This window comes from Flavobacterium gelidilacus DSM 15343 (assembly GCF_000422685.1).
Classification (GTDB): domain Bacteria; phylum Bacteroidota; class Bacteroidia; order Flavobacteriales; family Flavobacteriaceae; genus Flavobacterium; species Flavobacterium gelidilacus.
Window position 1 is genome coordinate 21,764 of record NZ_AUGN01000014.1, and the last position, 15,355, is coordinate 37,118.

18 protein-coding genes and 3 tRNA genes are annotated in these 15,355 nt (G+C 29.8%); 7 read left to right on the top strand and 14 right to left on the bottom strand.

Features of this window, described 5'->3' with window-relative positions; all coding sequences use genetic code 11:
- The first annotated feature begins 10 nt into the window (after positions 1 to 10).
- The gene (locus G507_RS0107985) at positions 11 to 1,066 is read left to right on the top strand and encodes a YncE family protein (protein ID WP_245575607.1); all 1,056 of its coding nucleotides are present in this window, start codon (positions 11 to 13) and stop codon (positions 1,064 to 1,066) included.
- Positions 1,067 to 1,118: 52 nt separating this feature from the next.
- On the opposite strand, the gene G507_RS0107990 is transcribed toward G507_RS0107985, so the two are convergent.
- Positions 1,119 to 2,567, bottom strand: coding sequence for a S41 family peptidase (locus G507_RS0107990; RefSeq protein ID WP_026717016.1), 1,449 nt, complete (start codon positions 2,565 to 2,567; stop codon positions 1,119 to 1,121).
- A gap of 136 nt (positions 2,568 to 2,703) precedes the next feature.
- Here G507_RS0107990 and G507_RS0107995 point away from each other — a divergent pair, with 136 nt between their 5' ends.
- Genes G507_RS0107995 through G507_RS0108010 form a run of 4 tightly spaced genes read left to right on the top strand, consistent with a single transcriptional unit; the run spans position 2,704 to position 4,697 of the window.
- Positions 2,704 to 3,204 carry an RNA polymerase sigma factor gene (locus tag G507_RS0107995; RefSeq protein WP_026717017.1) on the top strand — a complete coding sequence of 167 codons (501 nt, stop codon included), beginning with the start codon at positions 2,704 to 2,706 and terminating at the stop codon, positions 3,202 to 3,204.
- Positions 3,191 to 3,625: a hypothetical protein gene (locus G507_RS0108000; RefSeq protein ID WP_026717018.1), complete on the top strand. Its 435-nt coding sequence runs from the start codon at positions 3,191 to 3,193 to the stop codon at positions 3,623 to 3,625. Before G507_RS0107995 ends, G507_RS0108000 begins: the two co-directional genes overlap by 14 nt.
- Before the next feature lie 15 nt (positions 3,626 to 3,640).
- Positions 3,641 to 4,162, top strand: a complete 522-nt coding sequence (locus tag G507_RS0108005) for a DUF4252 domain-containing protein (protein ID WP_026717019.1) — start codon at positions 3,641 to 3,643, stop codon at positions 4,160 to 4,162.
- Position 4,163: 1 nt separating this feature from the next.
- Entirely contained in the window at positions 4,164 to 4,697 is a 534-nt protein-coding gene (locus G507_RS0108010) for a DUF4252 domain-containing protein (protein WP_026717020.1), read from the top strand.
- A gap of 33 nt (positions 4,698 to 4,730) precedes the next feature.
- Here G507_RS0108010 and G507_RS0108015 read toward each other — a convergent pair whose 3' ends face one another.
- The 7 genes from G507_RS0108015 to G507_RS0108045 form a co-directional block, all read right to left on the bottom strand.
- Positions 4,731 to 5,174, bottom strand: coding sequence for a sterol desaturase family protein (locus G507_RS0108015; RefSeq protein ID WP_026717021.1), 444 nt, complete (start codon positions 5,172 to 5,174; stop codon positions 4,731 to 4,733).
- A 13-nt stretch (positions 5,175 to 5,187) separates the two neighbouring features.
- Entirely contained in the window at positions 5,188 to 6,027 is an 840-nt protein-coding gene (locus G507_RS0108020) for a phytoene/squalene synthase family protein (RefSeq protein WP_026717022.1), read from the bottom strand.
- A gap of 2 nt (positions 6,028 to 6,029) precedes the next feature.
- Positions 6,030 to 7,490: a phytoene desaturase family protein gene (locus tag G507_RS0108025; protein ID WP_026717023.1), complete on the bottom strand. Its 1,461-nt coding sequence runs from the start codon at positions 7,488 to 7,490 to the stop codon at positions 6,030 to 6,032.
- A gap of 1 nt (position 7,491) precedes the next feature.
- On the bottom strand, positions 7,492 to 8,391 hold the full coding sequence (locus G507_RS0108030; RefSeq protein ID WP_026717024.1) for a MerR family transcriptional regulator: 900 nt from the start codon (positions 8,389 to 8,391) through the stop codon (positions 7,492 to 7,494).
- Positions 8,392 to 8,492: 101 nt separating this feature from the next.
- A tRNA-Leu gene (locus G507_RS0108035) sits at positions 8,493 to 8,575 on the bottom strand.
- Positions 8,576 to 8,619: 44 nt separating this feature from the next.
- Positions 8,620 to 8,692: transfer RNA gene (locus G507_RS0108040), tRNA-Lys, on the bottom strand.
- 29 nt (positions 8,693 to 8,721) lie between these two features.
- A tRNA-Lys gene (locus G507_RS0108045) sits at positions 8,722 to 8,794 on the bottom strand.
- Positions 8,795 to 8,928: 134 nt separating this feature from the next.
- Here G507_RS0108045 and G507_RS0108050 point away from each other — a divergent pair.
- Positions 8,929 to 9,441, top strand: a complete 513-nt coding sequence (locus G507_RS0108050) for a shikimate kinase (protein ID WP_035665854.1) — start codon at positions 8,929 to 8,931, stop codon at positions 9,439 to 9,441.
- Here G507_RS0108050 and G507_RS0108055 read toward each other — a convergent pair.
- Genes G507_RS0108055 through G507_RS0108065 form a run of 3 tightly spaced genes read right to left on the bottom strand, consistent with a single transcriptional unit; the run spans position 9,433 to position 10,894 of the window.
- Complete coding sequence (locus G507_RS0108055) at positions 9,433 to 9,927, bottom strand: phosphoribosyltransferase family protein (protein WP_026717026.1); 495 nt, start codon at positions 9,925 to 9,927, stop codon at positions 9,433 to 9,435. The two genes, G507_RS0108050 and G507_RS0108055, sit on opposite strands and share 9 nt — an antisense overlap.
- Before the next feature lie 6 nt (positions 9,928 to 9,933).
- Complete coding sequence (locus G507_RS0108060) at positions 9,934 to 10,506, bottom strand: methyltransferase domain-containing protein (protein WP_035665859.1); 573 nt, start codon at positions 10,504 to 10,506, stop codon at positions 9,934 to 9,936.
- Positions 10,499 to 10,894 (bottom strand): RNA-binding S4 domain-containing protein, encoded by a 396-nt coding sequence (locus tag G507_RS0108065; protein ID WP_026717028.1) that lies wholly within the window; start codon positions 10,892 to 10,894, stop codon positions 10,499 to 10,501. Before G507_RS0108065 ends, G507_RS0108060 begins: the two co-directional genes overlap by 8 nt.
- 80 nt (positions 10,895 to 10,974) lie before the next feature.
- Between G507_RS0108065 and G507_RS16595 the strand changes: the two genes are divergently transcribed.
- Positions 10,975 to 11,868: an FKBP-type peptidyl-prolyl cis-trans isomerase gene (locus G507_RS16595; protein ID WP_051191536.1), complete on the top strand. Its 894-nt coding sequence runs from the start codon at positions 10,975 to 10,977 to the stop codon at positions 11,866 to 11,868.
- An 82-nt stretch (positions 11,869 to 11,950) separates the two neighbouring features.
- Here the strand turns inward: G507_RS16595 and G507_RS0108075 are convergent, their stop codons facing one another.
- The 3 genes from G507_RS0108075 to G507_RS0108085 form a co-directional block, all read right to left on the bottom strand.
- Positions 11,951 to 12,904 (bottom strand): transketolase family protein, encoded by a 954-nt coding sequence (locus G507_RS0108075; protein ID WP_026717029.1) that lies wholly within the window; start codon positions 12,902 to 12,904, stop codon positions 11,951 to 11,953.
- Positions 12,905 to 12,981: 77 nt separating this feature from the next.
- A complete protein-coding gene (locus tag G507_RS0108080) occupies positions 12,982 to 13,830 on the bottom strand; it encodes a transketolase (RefSeq protein ID WP_026717030.1) in 849 nt (282 codons plus the stop codon).
- Positions 13,831 to 13,968: 138 nt separating this feature from the next.
- Entirely contained in the window at positions 13,969 to 15,351 is a 1,383-nt protein-coding gene (locus G507_RS0108085; protein WP_026717031.1) for an NAD-dependent succinate-semialdehyde dehydrogenase, read from the bottom strand.
- Positions 15,352 to 15,355 lie beyond the last annotated feature (4 nt).

Sequence of the window (15,355 nt, forward strand, 5' to 3'; positions counted from 1 at the left end):
AAGAGTACTTATGTTCGCAGCTGTTGCTGTGTTTTTTACTTCATGTTCAGATGATGATGATCAAGGAATAGTAGATAATTTGCCTTTAGGAGCTTATGATAATGGTGTGCTAATCTTAAATCAAGGTAATTTTGGACAAGACAATAGTTCTATTTCTTATTTATCAAATGATTTTGCTACTTTTCAAAACAATGCTTTTTTAGCAGTTAATCCAACAAAAGTACTTGGAAATACAGGTCAAGATGTTGGTTTCTATAATGATTTAGCTTTTGTAGTTTTAAATGCTTCAAACAAAATTGAAATTCTAAACCGTTATTCATTAGAATATGTGGCTACAATTGATTCAGGATTAGACAATCCAAGATTTATTGCTTTTGCAAATGGAAAAGGTTATGTTACTAATTGGGGAGATGGGGGTGTAACAACTGATGATTATGTTGCTACATTAAATTTGACAAATTATACAGTTTCAGGAACCATTCCTGTTATTGAAGGTCCAGAACGTATTGTAGAAAATAATGGAAAACTATATGTTGCTCATCAAGGTGGTTATGGATATGGAAATACAATTTCTGTGATTAGTTCAACTTCGAATACAGTTTCAAACACGATTACTGTTGGTGATGTGCCAAATTCATTACAAGTTAAAGACGGAAGTTTGTATGTTATTTGTGGAGGAAAAGCAGCTTGGACTATGGATGAGACTTTAGGGAAATTAGTTAAAATTAATTTAGCAACTGAAAGTGTTACATCTTCAATTGATTTTGCAGTTGGAAATCATGCTTCAAATTTATATATTTCTGATAATACTATTTTTTATACGCAAGATTCTGATGTTTTTAAAATGAGTTTAACGGCTTCAAGTTTACCAATAACATCTTTATTCTCAACAGTTGGACAAGGAGTTTATGGAGTATATAGTTTTGCTGTTGAAAATAATAAAATATATGTTGGTGATGCAGCAGATTATAACTCAAACGGAAAAGTTTACATCTATACAACTACAGGAACATTAGAAAATGAATATACTGTAGGAGTTACTCCAGCTGGGTTTTACTTTAACTAAATCACTAAGAACTTTATAATAAAAAAGGCTTCCAATTGGAAGCCTTCTTTATTTATTCTCTATTTAAGTTTGGAGGATTTTCGATATACATCCCTTTTTCAATACCGTCTAAATTTTTAGATTCGGTAACATGTTCGAATACTTTTGTATTAAAATTGCTATTTATTCTTCCATTTGTATTAATATAACTTAAAGCTAAATTAAGTAAAGGCTCTGTGTCGTTACCTAAAACTCCTAAATTGCCATAATTTTCAGTTAAAGTAACGTTAGGTAGAATCCCATTAGAATACTCACCAACGCCATTTTTGTTTAGAATTTTTAATACAATTGGTTGCATGGCATATTTGTGATTTGGGTTTACATTTTCTTTTCTAAAAGTAGGTGAGTCATATATAGTTATTGAACCAACATTTTTTCCAATGGTAACATCGCCAATTTGAGTAACATCAATATATGGTTTTAAACTATTTATAATTAATTCGCTAGCAGAAGCTGTTGATTTTGTTGTTAAAACATAAACTTTGGTTAGACTCAAGCTATTAATACCGTTACCATTACTTAAAGTATTAGTAAACTTATTAAGTAATGCATCTGGGTTTACTGAATTGTAATAGCTCATTCTTTTTTCATTCCATTCTTGTTTGGCAAAAATTTGTCCATTAAATTGTCCAGTAATCATACTTGCCAGTTTTGTAGCAACATTAACAGAGCCACCAGAATTATAACGTAAATCTAAAACCAAATGTGTAATTCCTTCTCCTTGAAAATAAGCAAAAGCATTATTTAATTCATCTTCATAGCCAGAATAAAAACCATTATACATTAAATAACCTACTTTTTTACTTCCAACTTGATGTGTATTCTTAATTAAAACGGGATTTTCAGAATAAGGAGTTTTAGTTAATGTAATTGTATTTCCATTTGGAGTAATATTTCCGTTGTCATAAGCTGCCATATTTAATGTAAAAGTATCTTCAGATAATCCGGTTGGATTTAAATAGCCATCACTGTCAACAGTCAAAGGCACGCCATTTATTGCATAAAAAAGATCTCCTCGTTGAATGTTTTTTGTAGATGCATCTGAATTGGGAAGAATATAACGTACAAAACCGAATACTTCTGTAGAGCCAGCTGTTTTTCTTTTAAACCCAAAATCTGCACCACTATTTTTAGAAGTACCTTGTAAAGCAGCTTCTAAAACATCATAATCACTAAAAATAACGCTATACTTGTCAATTACACCTGGTTCATATCTTAAATGTTGAAATAAACTTTCAGGTGTATAGTTACTTAAAAAGTTTTGAAAAGCTACATCAGTAGCAAATTTGCCATCATTTAAATCGGGAGAATCCTTTTGCCAATAATAGTATTGATTTAAACCTGTCCAAACGAATTCATTAGTATTTCTATAATGTAAAACATCATCATAATCATCACTACAATTTTGAAAGACTAACAAAAAGCAAAATGTTAGTAGTATTGATTTTAAAATTTTCTTCATAAATAGATTTTAATATTTAAGTAATTTACTAGTATAACTTCAAAGTTCCAATTTTGGTATGTAAATTTATATTATTTTAAGCTATTGTAACAATTTTAATTTACATTCGTCTTAACTTTATAAACAAACTAATAACATGAAACAACAAGAGTTTATAACTCTAATTAAACCTTTTAAGGATAAGCTATATCGTTTGGCTAAAAGGATGTTGATAAGTAATGAAGAAGCAGAAGATGCAACTCAAGAAGTTTTGTTGAAATTATGGAAAGCTGACACGAATACATTTAAGAGCATGGAAGCAATGGCAATGACAATGACAAAAAATTATTGTTTAGATCAATTGAAAGCAAAGAGAAGTAATAACTTGTCAATAACACATAACAATTACAGTGATAATTCATCTTTAGAAAATCAAATAATAAGTAAAGATAATTTGTATACTGTTGAAAAAATAATAAACTCATTACCTGAACAACAACGGTTAATTATTCAGCTAAGAGAAATAGAAGAATATGAATTTGCTGAAATTGCTAAAGTTTTAGATATGAATGAAACAGCCATCAGAGTTTCATTATCAAGAGCTAGAAAAATTATTAAAGAAAAATTTGCTGAAATAAATAATTATGGAAATAAATAAAATAGAAGAGTTAATAGAAAAATATTTAGAAGGAAATACTTCTTTGCAGGATGAAAATATATTGAAAACATATTTCACAGCACAAAATATACCTATACATTTAAATCAATATAAAGATGTTTTTGGTTATTATAATGAAGCAAAAAAAGAAACTTCAAAAGAAAATATCCTTCCAAAAAAACAGAAAAGTAAAAGATGGATTGGAATTGCTGCAAGTATTGTTTTAGTAACTATGATTGCAACATATTTATATCAAAATACACCTAAAGAAGAAGATTTAGGCACGTTTGATACTCCAGAAGAAGCATTTGTTGAAACGCACAAAGCCTTGCAATTAGTAGCCAACAATATCAATTCTGGCATGGAAAATGTATCTTATCTAGAGGAATACGAAAAAACAAAAAAAGTAATTTTTAAATAATTAAACAAAAAAGTCATGAAAAAAATAGTCCTATTATTATTAGTCGTTTTACCATCCTATATATTTGCTCAATCTTCATTTGATAAATTCGAAGACAAGGATGAAGTAAATTCAGTAATTGTGAACAAAAAAATGTTTGAATTAATGAGTAAGGTTAAAGTGGATGCAAAAGATAAAGAAATGCAACAATACCTTACTTTATTAAAAAAATTAGATAATTTAAAAGTGTTTACAACAAACAGCACAAAATTGTCTTCTGAAATGAAATCGTCCGTTTCATCTTATTTAAAATCAAATCCTTTAGAGGAATTGATGCGTGTGAATAGTGATGGAAAAAATGTAAAAATTTATATCAAATCAGCCGGAAGTTCTTCAATTGTAAAAGAATTATTGTTGTTTATGGAAGGAGATTTGAAAGAGACACCAACTGTTATATTATCGTTGACAGGTGAGTTTAATTTAGATGAATTATCTTCATTAACGGAAAGAATGAATCTTCCAGGAAAAGACGAATTAAAAAAAGCTTCAAAAAAATAAGATGAGAAATTTAATTATACTTTTATTTTCTGTAGTAACATTAGTAAGTTGTAATAATAAACCAACTTTGCAGAAATACTTCGTTGAAAATACAGAATCAAAAGATTTTGTAGCAATAGATTTAGGTTCAGATATTATTAATACTGAAAAGATGTCCTTAACGGATTCAGATAAAGAAGCTTTAAAATCATTTGAAAAAATGAACGTCTTGGCTTTTAAAAAAGAAGAAAGCAATAAGAATGACTATGATGTTGAGGTTCAAAAAGTCAAAACAATCTTAAAAGATACAACTTCATATAACGAATTAATGAAATTTGGTTCAGGAAACGATGGTGCTTCAATTTATTTTGTGGGTGATGATGAACATATTAATGAATTTGTACTCTTTGCTAATAAAAAAGAAAATGGATTTGCTGTTGTTCGCATTTTAGGAAATGACATGAATCCAATGAATATAATGAAAATTGTTGGTTTTATACAAAAATCAAATATAGATTTGGAACAACTGAAACCTTTACAAACTATTATGAAATAAAAAAAAGCTCCTTAATTGGAGCTTTTTTTTGAATTAATTTTTAAAATACTTCCAAGGAACAACTAACATTCCAAAGCATTCTCCTTTATCTTTTCCAATATGTTTGTGGTGCATTTTATGAGCTCTTCTTACAGCTTTTGCATACTTGTTATTAGCGTTTCTAAACAACTTAAATCTTTGGTGAATAAATATATCATGAACAAAGAAATAAGCGATTCCGTAGGCTAAGATGCCTAAGCCAATGGCTAATCCTAAATCAAAAGAGCCAATACTCCAAGTGTAAAAACAAGTTATGCTTACAATGGCATAAAAGATGAAAAAAGCATCGTTTTTTTCAAACCAAGAATCGTGGTCTTTTTTGTGATGATCTGCATGTAAATTCCATAAAAAGCCATGCATAACGTATTTATGAGTAAACCAAGCCATAAATTCCATTAAGCTAAAAGTTAAAATAAAAACAACTATTTGTAAAAACATAATCTTTTAAAATTTATATAATATTTAATCTATATTTAACGTAACAACGCGCTAGTAATTGCGCTTTTTGATAATCAGAAACTCTAATTCTAGTATTTTTTATTTCTAATGAAGGTGTTTTTTGCAGCTTTTTCAAGAGTTTTTTATAATAGCGATAAGCAGTATAAACTCCGAATTTCGCTTCCAAAGGTAAGTTTTTAATTCCTTCATAAGCGGCTTCAAAATCACTTTCGATGTCGTCAATAATTTCTTGTTTCGATTTTTCATCTAAATGATTCAAATCTGTATTTGGAAAATAGGTTCTGCTTAAATCTTCAAAATCAGCTTTTAAATCTCTTAAGAAGTTTACCTTTTGAAACGCTGAACCTAATCGCATTGCAGAATCTTTTAGTTCAATGTACTTTTCATCGTTTCCTTTTACAAAAACTTTCAAACACATTAACCCAACCACATCAGCAGAGCCATAAATATATTCGTTGTATTCTTCAGTAGTTGTGTATTCGCTTTTAGTTAAATCTAATTTCATACTTTTCATAAAAGCATCAATCATTTCTTGTGGAATATTATGCGTATTCACAGTATGTTGAAATGAATTTAAAATCGGATTTAAACTTATTTTATGTTGAAGAGCATCAGCTAAATCTTGTTCAAATTTAGCAAATAAAAATTCTTTGTCATACTCATGAAACGAATCTACAATTTCATCAGCAAAGCGAACAAAACCGTAAATGTTATATATATCTTGTCTAATGCAAGGTGCAAGCATTTTTACAGCACTCGAAAAAGAAGTACTGTAGGCTTTAGTGACTTTTACACTACATTCATTAGAAACTTTGTCAAATAGAGACTTCATACTTATTGATATTTTTCTATTAAATCGGAAACTAATTTACCTGAAATTAATGCTGGAGGAACTCCAGGACCAGGAACTGTTAATTGTCCAGTGAAATATAAATTTTTGACTTTTTTACTTTTCAATTTTGGTCTTAAAAATGCTGTTTGTAAAAGCGTATTTGCCATTCCGTAAGCATTTCCTTTGTATGAATTATAATCTTTGATGAAATCTTTCACACAAAAAGATTCCTTAAAGATAATATTTTTTCTAACATCTTGATTAGTTAGTTTTTCGAAACGATCTATAATCTTATTAAAATATAATTCTCTTAACGCTTCAGTGTCTTCAATTCCTGGAGCTATTGGTATAAGGAAAAAACCATTTTCACAACCTTCTGGTGCAGTTTTCTCATTTGTTATTGAAGTGAAATTTGCATAAAATAAAGGTTCTGTGGGCCATTTTGGATTATCATAAATCTCTTCTGCATGTTTGTTAAAATTAACATCAAAAAACAAATTATGGTGTTCTACATTTTTAATTTTCTTATCAAAACCCACATAAAAAAGCAATGAAGACGGAGCAAATGTCTTATTTGACCAATATTTTTCCGAATATTGACGGTGCTCTTTTTCTAATAACGTTTCTGTATGATGATAGTCTGCACCCGATAATATTATATCTGATTCTTCAGTATTGCCATTACAAATTAACCCTTTAGTACAATTATTTTCTACAATTATTTTTTCAATATTGGCATTAGTTTTAAAAGTAACACCTAATTCAGTTGCTAACTTTGTCATTCCCAATACCACATCATAAAATCCATTTGTAGGTTGCCATGTTCCAAGTCCAAAATCTGCAAAATTCATAAAACTATAAAAAGACGGAGTTTTGGATGGTTTTGCTCCTAAAAATAAGACAGGAAATTCTAATACTTGTATTAATTTTTCATTTTTAAATTGTTTTCTAACATCTCGACTTATGTTTGAGAAAAATTGATCAATTTTAGCTGCTGTTTCTACTGTAATTAGTTCACCTATACTTTCACCTGGTCTATAAACTAATTTTTTGATAGCGATATCATAGTTTTTTTGAGCGTTTTTAATGAATTTTTCTAATTTTGCGCCACTACCAATCTCTATGCCTTCAAATGTATTTACTATTTCAGACAAATTATCAGAAATTAAAATAAAGTCATCTATGCCAAAAAATACTTTATAAGCTGGTGATAACTTTGTTAAATGATAATAATCTGACGGTTTTTTATTGAAATCCGCAAAAAAACTTTCAAATACATCTGGCATCCAATACCAAGATGGTCCCATGTCAAACGTAAAACCTTCTTTTTTTAATTGTCTTGCTCTACCACCAATAGAATCATTTTTTTCGTAAACAGTTACATCATTGCCTTTTTGAGCTAAATAACAAGCTGCAGCTAATGATGAAAATCCAGAACCAATTATAGCTATTTTTTTATTCATTTTATAAACTTATAATGCAATCAGAAATAGAACTATAAACTTTAACTTTTTCAGAAAGTTTAGATTGGTTTATTTCTGAAGTTAATCTTCCCAATAACATTAATTCGTGGTTAGTATCTTTTAATAAATCTTCTTCAATTTTTTCTATATACTGTGGTAGATTTTCAACTGTTGGTTCAACTGTTAAATAACCAATAAATGTAATTTTTTCAAAATAATTTTTCAAATCAACTAAACTGTCTATAGGAACACTTTCTCCAAGATAAACGGTATGATAACCATTGTCTAATAATTCGTAATTTAGGTACATTAATCCTAATTCATGAATCTCATTTGAAGGAAGATACAATACGTAAACTCTATCGGTCTTTGTTGGAGGTTTACTTTGAATTTGTTCTGTTATGCTTAAAAGCTTTTGTTTGATTAAATATGTTATAAAATGTTCGTGTGCTGGAGATATGGTATCAGTTTGCCACAAGTAACCTAATTCTTCCATTAACGGAATAAATACTTCATGAAATACTTCTTTAAAAGTTTTATCTTTTAAAAGTTCGTCATATGTGTTGAAGAATAATGTATGATCAAAATTCATCATTGCCAATTTAAAAGATTTAATGGCATGAATTTTAGCACTCTTTTCAGAAATTATTTCTTTAACTTTTAATGGAATTTCCTCTGGAGATAATAAAGCTATTTTAGAAATTTTATAGCCGTAGTTATGCAAGACAACAATATTTAGCAACTTTTGCAAGTTTTTAATATCATAACATCGAATATTAGTATCAGTTCTCATGGGCTCAAGAATGTTATATCTTTTTTCCCAAATTCTGATAGTGTGTGCTTTTATACCTGAAAGGTTTTCAAAGTCTTTAATGCTAAATATATTTTTGACGCTGTTCATCTTATTTTCTATTTCGTTAAACAAAAGTAATAAAAAAAAACAGTTTGTACAACAAAAATTAAAAAAAGATAAACAAAATGATTTTTTAATTTTTAAGTATGTGACCATGGAGGGATTTGAACCCTCACGCCCTTGCGAGCACCACCCCCTCAAGATGGCGAGTCTACCGTTTCTCCACATGGCCTAAACAAAAAAAAGTTAAGCGAGATGCTTAACTTTCTTTTCTTGTGACCTGGCTGGGGCTCGAACCCAGGACCCCATCATTAAAAGTGATGTGCTCTACCAACTGAGCTACCAAGTCGATGCATTCATTCGATAATTGTAAAATTGTGACCTGGCTGGGGCTCGAACCCAGGACCCCATCATTAAAAGTGATGTGCTCTACCAACTGAGCTACCAAGTCATTCAATATTATTCCCTGAATGCGGGTGCAAATATAAAACCTATTATTTAAAAACCAATGAGATTTTATTATAAATTTGTATTTTTTTTAATCATTTTTTATAAATGCTTGTTTTGTAACGAATTAATGAAAATATGAAAATAATATTATTAGGTTATATGGGTGTGGGGAAGACATCTTTGTCCAAAAAACTTTCAAAAAAACTAGAAATTCCTTGTTTTGACTTAGATGAAATTATTGAAAAAAGCGAAAGTTTGTCAGTTTCAGCAATTTTTAAAGATAAGGGAGAAGTGTATTTTAGGAAAATTGAACATCAATTATTTAAAAACTTTATTGAAAAAGAAGAAAACTATATTTTAAGTTTAGGTGGAGGAACACCTTGTTATGCGAATAATCATCTTTTATTGCAAAATGAAGATGTGACTTCAATTTATCTGAAAGCCAGTATTGGAAATTTAGTAGAGAAGTTGAAAAATAAAAGAGAAAAAAGACCGTTGATTAAAAATTTAACAGAAGATGAATTACAAGAATATATTGCAAAACATCTTTTTGATAGAAATTATTATTATCAAAATTCAAAATTAACAGTAGTTGTTGATGGAAAATCTAAAAAAGAAATAGTTAAAGAAATTCTTCAATTAATTTAAATATACATACATATCCTCTTTTTCGAAGACAACCTGAATGTGTTCTTGTAAAGAAGTTGAAAGTGAAATACCTTTAAAATCTGCTTTTACAGGATATTTTTTGTGATTTCTGTCCACTAAAACAGCTGTTTTGAATTTGTTTAAAGGCACTTCTAAAAAATGCTTAACACCATAAATAAGCGTTGTGCCTGAGTTTAAAACATCATCTATAAGAACTAAGCCTTTATTGCTATATTCTTCTTTCGGAATAGATGTTTTAATAGTGTCTTGCGGTTTCGTTTTATTGATAAAAACTTCACACATAGTGATTTTAATAGGAGATATTTTTTCTAATTCTTCTGCTATTTTATGCGCAAAAATATAACCACTAGAACTTATCCCAGCTAAAACAACCTCTTTTTCATCTACAAAAGTTTCATAAATTTGATAGGCTATACGTTTAGTTTTGTGCTGAATTTCTTCTTTGTTTAATATTATATTTTGCATTGTGTTTTATTTTTTTTCAAAGATAAAAAAGAGTTCTCTATCTTTTCGTGGTTTTATAGAATTATATGCGCTTTCTAGCGTTTTTAAGTTGAATTTTTTTGAAAACAGGTTTATATATTCTTCTTTTGAACCTCCAAAAGGTGGACCAACTTCAGTAAGTGGAAAGTCAAAAAGTACACCAGCTATTTTTCCATTTTTTTCAAGTATGGAATGCATTTGGGTAACATATTTTGTCCTCATTTTTGGGTTCAAAGCGCAAAAGAAAGTTTGTTCAATTATTAAATCAAAAGTTTTATCAAAATCAAAAAAATCTCCCTGAATAAAGTTTTTTATGTATTTGGGGTTTCTCTTTTTTAGCGTTTCTAAAGGTTGTTCAGCTATATCAATTACTGTAATGTTGGTAAATCCTTTTTCAATCAAATAATCAAATTCATGTCCGTTTCCAGCACCAGGAATTAGAATTTTTAACCTTTTATTTTCAATTTGATCAATATATTCTTTTAATGGAGTTGTTATTTCACCAACATCCCAACCAATTTCATTACTTTTATATCTCTCTTCCCAATATTCTTTATTCATCTTTTTTGTCATCATCATCTTTTTCTTCCCAAATATAATCATCTATTTCTCTACGGTCTTTTTTGGTTGGTCTTCCTTCTCCTTTAGCTCTGTAATGATCTTTTGATAATTTTAATAAAGCCAAATGTTCAAAAGCTTCTTTTGGAGTTTCATCTTTTCTATACATGTCAACCAATTTTGCTCCAACACGATTTGGTGGAATGTCTAAAACAGTAATTTGATAATTGATTTGATCTTTTCTTAAAACAATTTTATCAGAAGCATAAACTTCTCTAGATGGTTTTGCAGTTTGATTATTTACAGAAATATGCCCTTTTTTTATAGCTTCAGTGGCTATATTTCGGGTTTTATAATATCTAATGCACCAAAGGTATTTGTCAATTCGCATGTTTATTCAAAAATGAATGTTAATTATTATACAAAAATAAATCAAAATTGTATCTTGCACCACATTATAAAAGAAAAAGAATGAAGAATATTTTAAAAGTTTTGTGCTTATTAGTATTAGTTACTTTTTTTGCCGGTTGTCCTAAAGATGATACAGTAACTGCTGAGCCTGCAAAGGCCTACTCAGAACAATACCCTATTGATGAAGCTGCAATAGATGATTTTTTAGCAACTCATTTTGTAACAGTTGATGGTGATTATAATACAACTTTTACCGAAATTCAAGAAGGAGGGACAGAAACTCCTATTAAAGATATGCCAAATCTTGCTTTTAAAATGGTTGATAGAAATGATTTAACTTATAAATTATATTATCTTGTATTAAATGAGGGTATTGGTGAAAGCCCCATTAAGGTTGATTCAGCCTTCGTTTCTTATAAAGGAACTCTAACGGATGCTGATAACACGACTTTTGATAGTGCTGAGAACCCTGTTTGGTTTATGTTAGAAGATGTTATTCCTGGTTGGGGAGAAATTATACCTCAATTTAAATCTGGAACTTCAATTGAAAATCCTAATGGAACAGTTACATATCAAGATTTTGGTGCTGGTGTAATGTTTTTACCTTCATCATTTGGTTATTACAATGGTTCTATAGGTGTTATTCCTCAGTATTCTCCTTTAATTTTTAATTTCAAATTGATTAATCAGAAACATATTGATCATGATAGTGATAGAGTTTTATCCGTATATGAATATTATGATCCCACAAAAACAGATGGAAGTTTATTAGATACTGATGGAGATGGAGTACCAGATTACTTAGATGTTGACGATGATAATGATGGTACTATAACTAAAGAAGAGGTTAAGTATTTTGATGTTAATGGAGATAAACAATATTACGAATTTGCCAATATTCCAACATGTAGTGGTGGAACTTTAAAGAAACATCTAGACTCAAGCTGTCAATAGTAATAGTATATTTAATTTATTAGACATAAAAAAAACCAATTCGGAAGAATTGGTTTTTTTACGTCTAATATATAATCTGAATTTACTTTCTTGAAACTGCTTTAATAGCAGCATTTATGATTGCTTCATTATTCAATTTGTATTTTTCCATTAATTGGTCTGGTGTTCCACTTTCACCAAAACTGTCATTAACAGCTACAAATTCTTGAGGAACTGGATTGTTTGATACTAAAGTTCTAGAAACACTTTCTCCTAAACCACCTAATATATTATGTTCTTCAGCAGTAACAACACAGCCTGTTTTGGCAACAGAGTTTAATATTGCTTCTTCATCTAAGGGTTTTATTGTGTGAATATTTATTACTTCAGCAGAAATACCTCTTTCTTCTAGTTTTTCAGCAGCAATTAAAGCTTCCCAAACTAAATGTCCGGTTGCAATAATAGTTACATCTGTACCTTTATTAAGTATAACAGCTTTTCCAATAATAAATTCTCCGTTTTCTGGTGTAAAGTTAGCAACACTTGGACGACCGAAACGCAAATAAACGGGTCCGTGATGATCAGCAATTGCCATAGTAGCAGCTTTTGTTTGATTGTAATCACAAGTATTGATAACAGTCATTCCAGGTAGCATTTTCATTAAACCAATGTCTTCTAATATTTGATGCGTTGCTCCGTCTTCTCCTAGTGTTAAACCAGCGTGAGAAGCACAAATTTTTACATTTTTATCTGAATAGGCAACCGATTGACGAATTTGATCATAAACTCTTCCAGTAGAAAAGTTAGCAAATGTTCCAGTAAAAGGAATTTTCCCACCAATAGTTAATCCAGCGGCAATTCCAATCATGTTTGCTTCTGCAATTCCGATTTGAAAGAAACGTTCTGGATGATTTTTTTTGAAATCGTCCATTTTTAATGAACCTATTAAATCTGCACAAAGCGCTACAATATTTTCATTTTTTTGACCTAGTTCTGTTAAACCAGCTCCAAATCCTGAACGTGTATCTTTATTTCCTGTATTTGTATATTTTTTCATTTATTTTAATTGAAAGATTAAATAATTGAAAGATTATATGATTCTGTAAATAGAAATCGTTAATCTTCAATCTTAATTTAGTAGTCACCTAAAGTTTCAGCATTTTGACCTAATGCATTTGCTAATTGCTCATCATTTGGAGCTTTTCCGTGCCAAGCGTGAGTGTACATCATAAAATCTACACCGTTACCCATTTCTGTATGTAAAAGTACACAAACTGGTTTTCCTTTTCCGGTTTTGGCTTTAGCTTCAGTCATTCCTTTTAGAATTGCTTCAATATTGTTTCCTTCTTTGATGTCTAAAACGTCCCATCCAAAAGCTTCAAATTTGGCTCTTATACTTCCCATTGGTAAAACTTCATCTGTAGTTCCATCTATTTGCTTTCCGTTAAGGTCAATTGTAGCTATAATATTATCTACTTTTTTAGCAGAAGCATACATAATTGCTTCCCAGTTTTGACCTTCTTGTAATTCACCATCACCATGTAAAGTATACACTAAATTTGTATCCTTATTCAGTTTTTTAGCTTGAGCAGCTCCAAGTGCAACAGACAATCCTTGTCCAAGTGAGCCAGAAGCAATACGAACTCCAGGTAAACCTTCGTGCGTAGTTGGGTGACCTTGTAATCTAGAGTTTAGTAATCTAAAAGTTGCTAATTCTTTTACAGGAAAATAACCGCTACGGGCTAAAACGCTATAAAAAACAGGAGAAATGTGACCGTTAGAAAGAAAGAATAAATCTTCATTCATTCCGTCCATGTCAAAACCTTCTTTTCTTTCCATAAGGTTTTGATAAAGACAAATTAAAAATTCTGTACAGCCAAGTGAACCTCCTGGGTGACCCGAATTTACAGCATGTACCATTCTAAGAATGTCTCTTCTAACTTGTGTAGTTAAATCGTGTAGTTGTTGTGTGTTTGGTTTCATTTTATTTTTAAAATTTGAAAGTACAAATATAAGCAGTTTATTGGGATTTATTTCTACTAACAAAAAGCGACTTTTCAAAAGTTATCTACAAAAAAAATGTCTTACCTAAGTAAGACACTTTATTGTTTTGGATTTAATTTATATTTTTTCATTTTCTGAAATTACTCGAATCAATTTTTTATTGACAAATTCATCAATACCCAAAGCGGATAATTCGCGACCGTAACCTGATCTTTTTGTTCCTCCAAAAGGCATGTCTGTTGATGATTTAGTTGGGTGATTTATATAAACCATACCAGAATCAATTTGATTTGCTACGTTTTTAGCCCTTTCAATATTTTTTGAAAAAACGGAACCTCCTAAACCAAATTCAGTTGCATTGGCTACCTTTATGGCCTCTTCTTCATTTTTAACAGAATAGAAACTTGCTACAGGTCCAAATAATTCTTCCTTATACAAATCCATTTCTGAAGAAATATTCGAAATAATTGTAGGTTGCATAAAATTTCCTTTTAAATCAGCTTTTTTGCCACCCGTTTCGATTTTAGCACCTTGAGAAACTGCTTTTTCCACTTGCTTTAAGATAGTATTTAAAGCGTCTTCACTAGAAAGTGGTCCAAGTTGAGTTTCAGTATCCATAGGATCACCTAATTTTAAAGCACTCATTTTAGCAGTAAATTTAGATAAAAACTCCTCTGCAACTTCTTGGACTACTATAAAGCGTTTAGAAGCTACACAACTTTGACCATTATTAACTGTTCTTCCATAAATAGCTAGATCGGTTGCTCTATCTATATCAGCATCTTCCAATACAATAAAAGGATCGCTTCCGCCAAGTTCTAACACTGATTTTTTAATATTTTTTCCTGCAATTTCAGCTAAAGAAGCTCCAGCTTTTTCGCTTCCTGTTAAAGAAGCACCTTGTATTCTCTTATCGTTAATTAATTTTGAGACTTTTGAACCCGGAATAAATAAATTAGTATATAAACCTTCTGGTGCATTAGCTTCTTTAAATATGTCATCAATTGCTTTTGCACATTGTGGTACATTAGAAGCATGTTTCAATAAAATAGTATTTCCAATCATAAGGTTTGGAGCAGCAAAACGTGCTACTTGATAGAATGGAAAATTCCATGGTTCAACTCCAAGTAATACTCCAATCGGACTTTTTCTAACAAACGCTTCACCAGTTTCTACTTTTAAAAATTCGTCAGCTAAAAAATCTTTTGCATTTTTAGCATAATATTCAAAAATTGAAACAGCATAATCTATTTCATATTCAGCTTGTTTTATTAATTTTCCCATTTCTGAAGTAATTAATCTTGAAAGCTCTGGTTTCTTTTCTTTAAGGATGGAAGCCACTTTGTTTAACACTTTGGCTCTTTCTTCAAAAGAAGTAAATTTCCATGTTTGATATGCTTTGTGTGCTTTTGCAATAGCATTTTCTACTTGTGCATCTGTCATTTCATCAAATGACTTTGTTTTTTCTAATGTATAAGGATTTATTGATTGTATAGACATAGTT

Excerpts from the sequence above, each read along its gene's own strand:
- G507_RS0107985 (WP_245575607.1), top strand. The coding sequence starts at position 11 with ATGTTCGCAGCTGTTGCTGTGTTTTTTACTTCATGTTCAGATGATGAT.
- G507_RS0107990 (WP_026717016.1), bottom strand. The coding sequence starts at position 2,567 with ATGAAGAAAATTTTAAAATCAATACTACTAACATTTTGCTTTTTGTTA.
- G507_RS0107995 (WP_026717017.1), top strand. The coding sequence starts at position 2,704 with ATGAAACAACAAGAGTTTATAACTCTAATTAAACCTTTTAAGGATAAG.
- G507_RS0108000 (WP_026717018.1), top strand. The coding sequence starts at position 3,191 with ATGGAAATAAATAAAATAGAAGAGTTAATAGAAAAATATTTAGAAGGA.
- G507_RS0108005 (WP_026717019.1), top strand. The coding sequence starts at position 3,641 with ATGAAAAAAATAGTCCTATTATTATTAGTCGTTTTACCATCCTATATA.
- G507_RS0108010 (WP_026717020.1), top strand. The coding sequence starts at position 4,164 with ATGAGAAATTTAATTATACTTTTATTTTCTGTAGTAACATTAGTAAGT.
- G507_RS0108015 (WP_026717021.1), bottom strand. The coding sequence starts at position 5,174 with ATGTTTTTACAAATAGTTGTTTTTATTTTAACTTTTAGCTTAATGGAA.
- G507_RS0108020 (WP_026717022.1), bottom strand. The coding sequence starts at position 6,027 with ATGAAGTCTCTATTTGACAAAGTTTCTAATGAATGTAGTGTAAAAGTC.
- G507_RS0108025 (WP_026717023.1), bottom strand. The coding sequence starts at position 7,490 with ATGAATAAAAAAATAGCTATAATTGGTTCTGGATTTTCATCATTAGCT.
- G507_RS0108030 (WP_026717024.1), bottom strand. The coding sequence starts at position 8,391 with ATGAACAGCGTCAAAAATATATTTAGCATTAAAGACTTTGAAAACCTT.
- G507_RS0108050 (WP_035665854.1), top strand. The coding sequence starts at position 8,929 with ATGAAAATAATATTATTAGGTTATATGGGTGTGGGGAAGACATCTTTG.
- G507_RS0108055 (WP_026717026.1), bottom strand. The coding sequence starts at position 9,927 with ATGCAAAATATAATATTAAACAAAGAAGAAATTCAGCACAAAACTAAA.
- G507_RS0108060 (WP_035665859.1), bottom strand. The coding sequence starts at position 10,506 with ATGAATAAAGAATATTGGGAAGAGAGATATAAAAGTAATGAAATTGGT.
- G507_RS0108065 (WP_026717028.1), bottom strand. The coding sequence starts at position 10,894 with ATGCGAATTGACAAATACCTTTGGTGCATTAGATATTATAAAACCCGA.
- G507_RS16595 (WP_051191536.1), top strand. The coding sequence starts at position 10,975 with ATGAAGAATATTTTAAAAGTTTTGTGCTTATTAGTATTAGTTACTTTT.
- G507_RS0108075 (WP_026717029.1), bottom strand. The coding sequence starts at position 12,904 with ATGAAAAAATATACAAATACAGGAAATAAAGATACACGTTCAGGATTT.
- G507_RS0108080 (WP_026717030.1), bottom strand. The coding sequence starts at position 13,830 with ATGAAACCAAACACACAACAACTACACGATTTAACTACACAAGTTAGA.
- G507_RS0108085 (WP_026717031.1), bottom strand. The coding sequence starts at position 15,351 with ATGTCTATACAATCAATAAATCCTTATACATTAGAAAAAACAAAGTCA.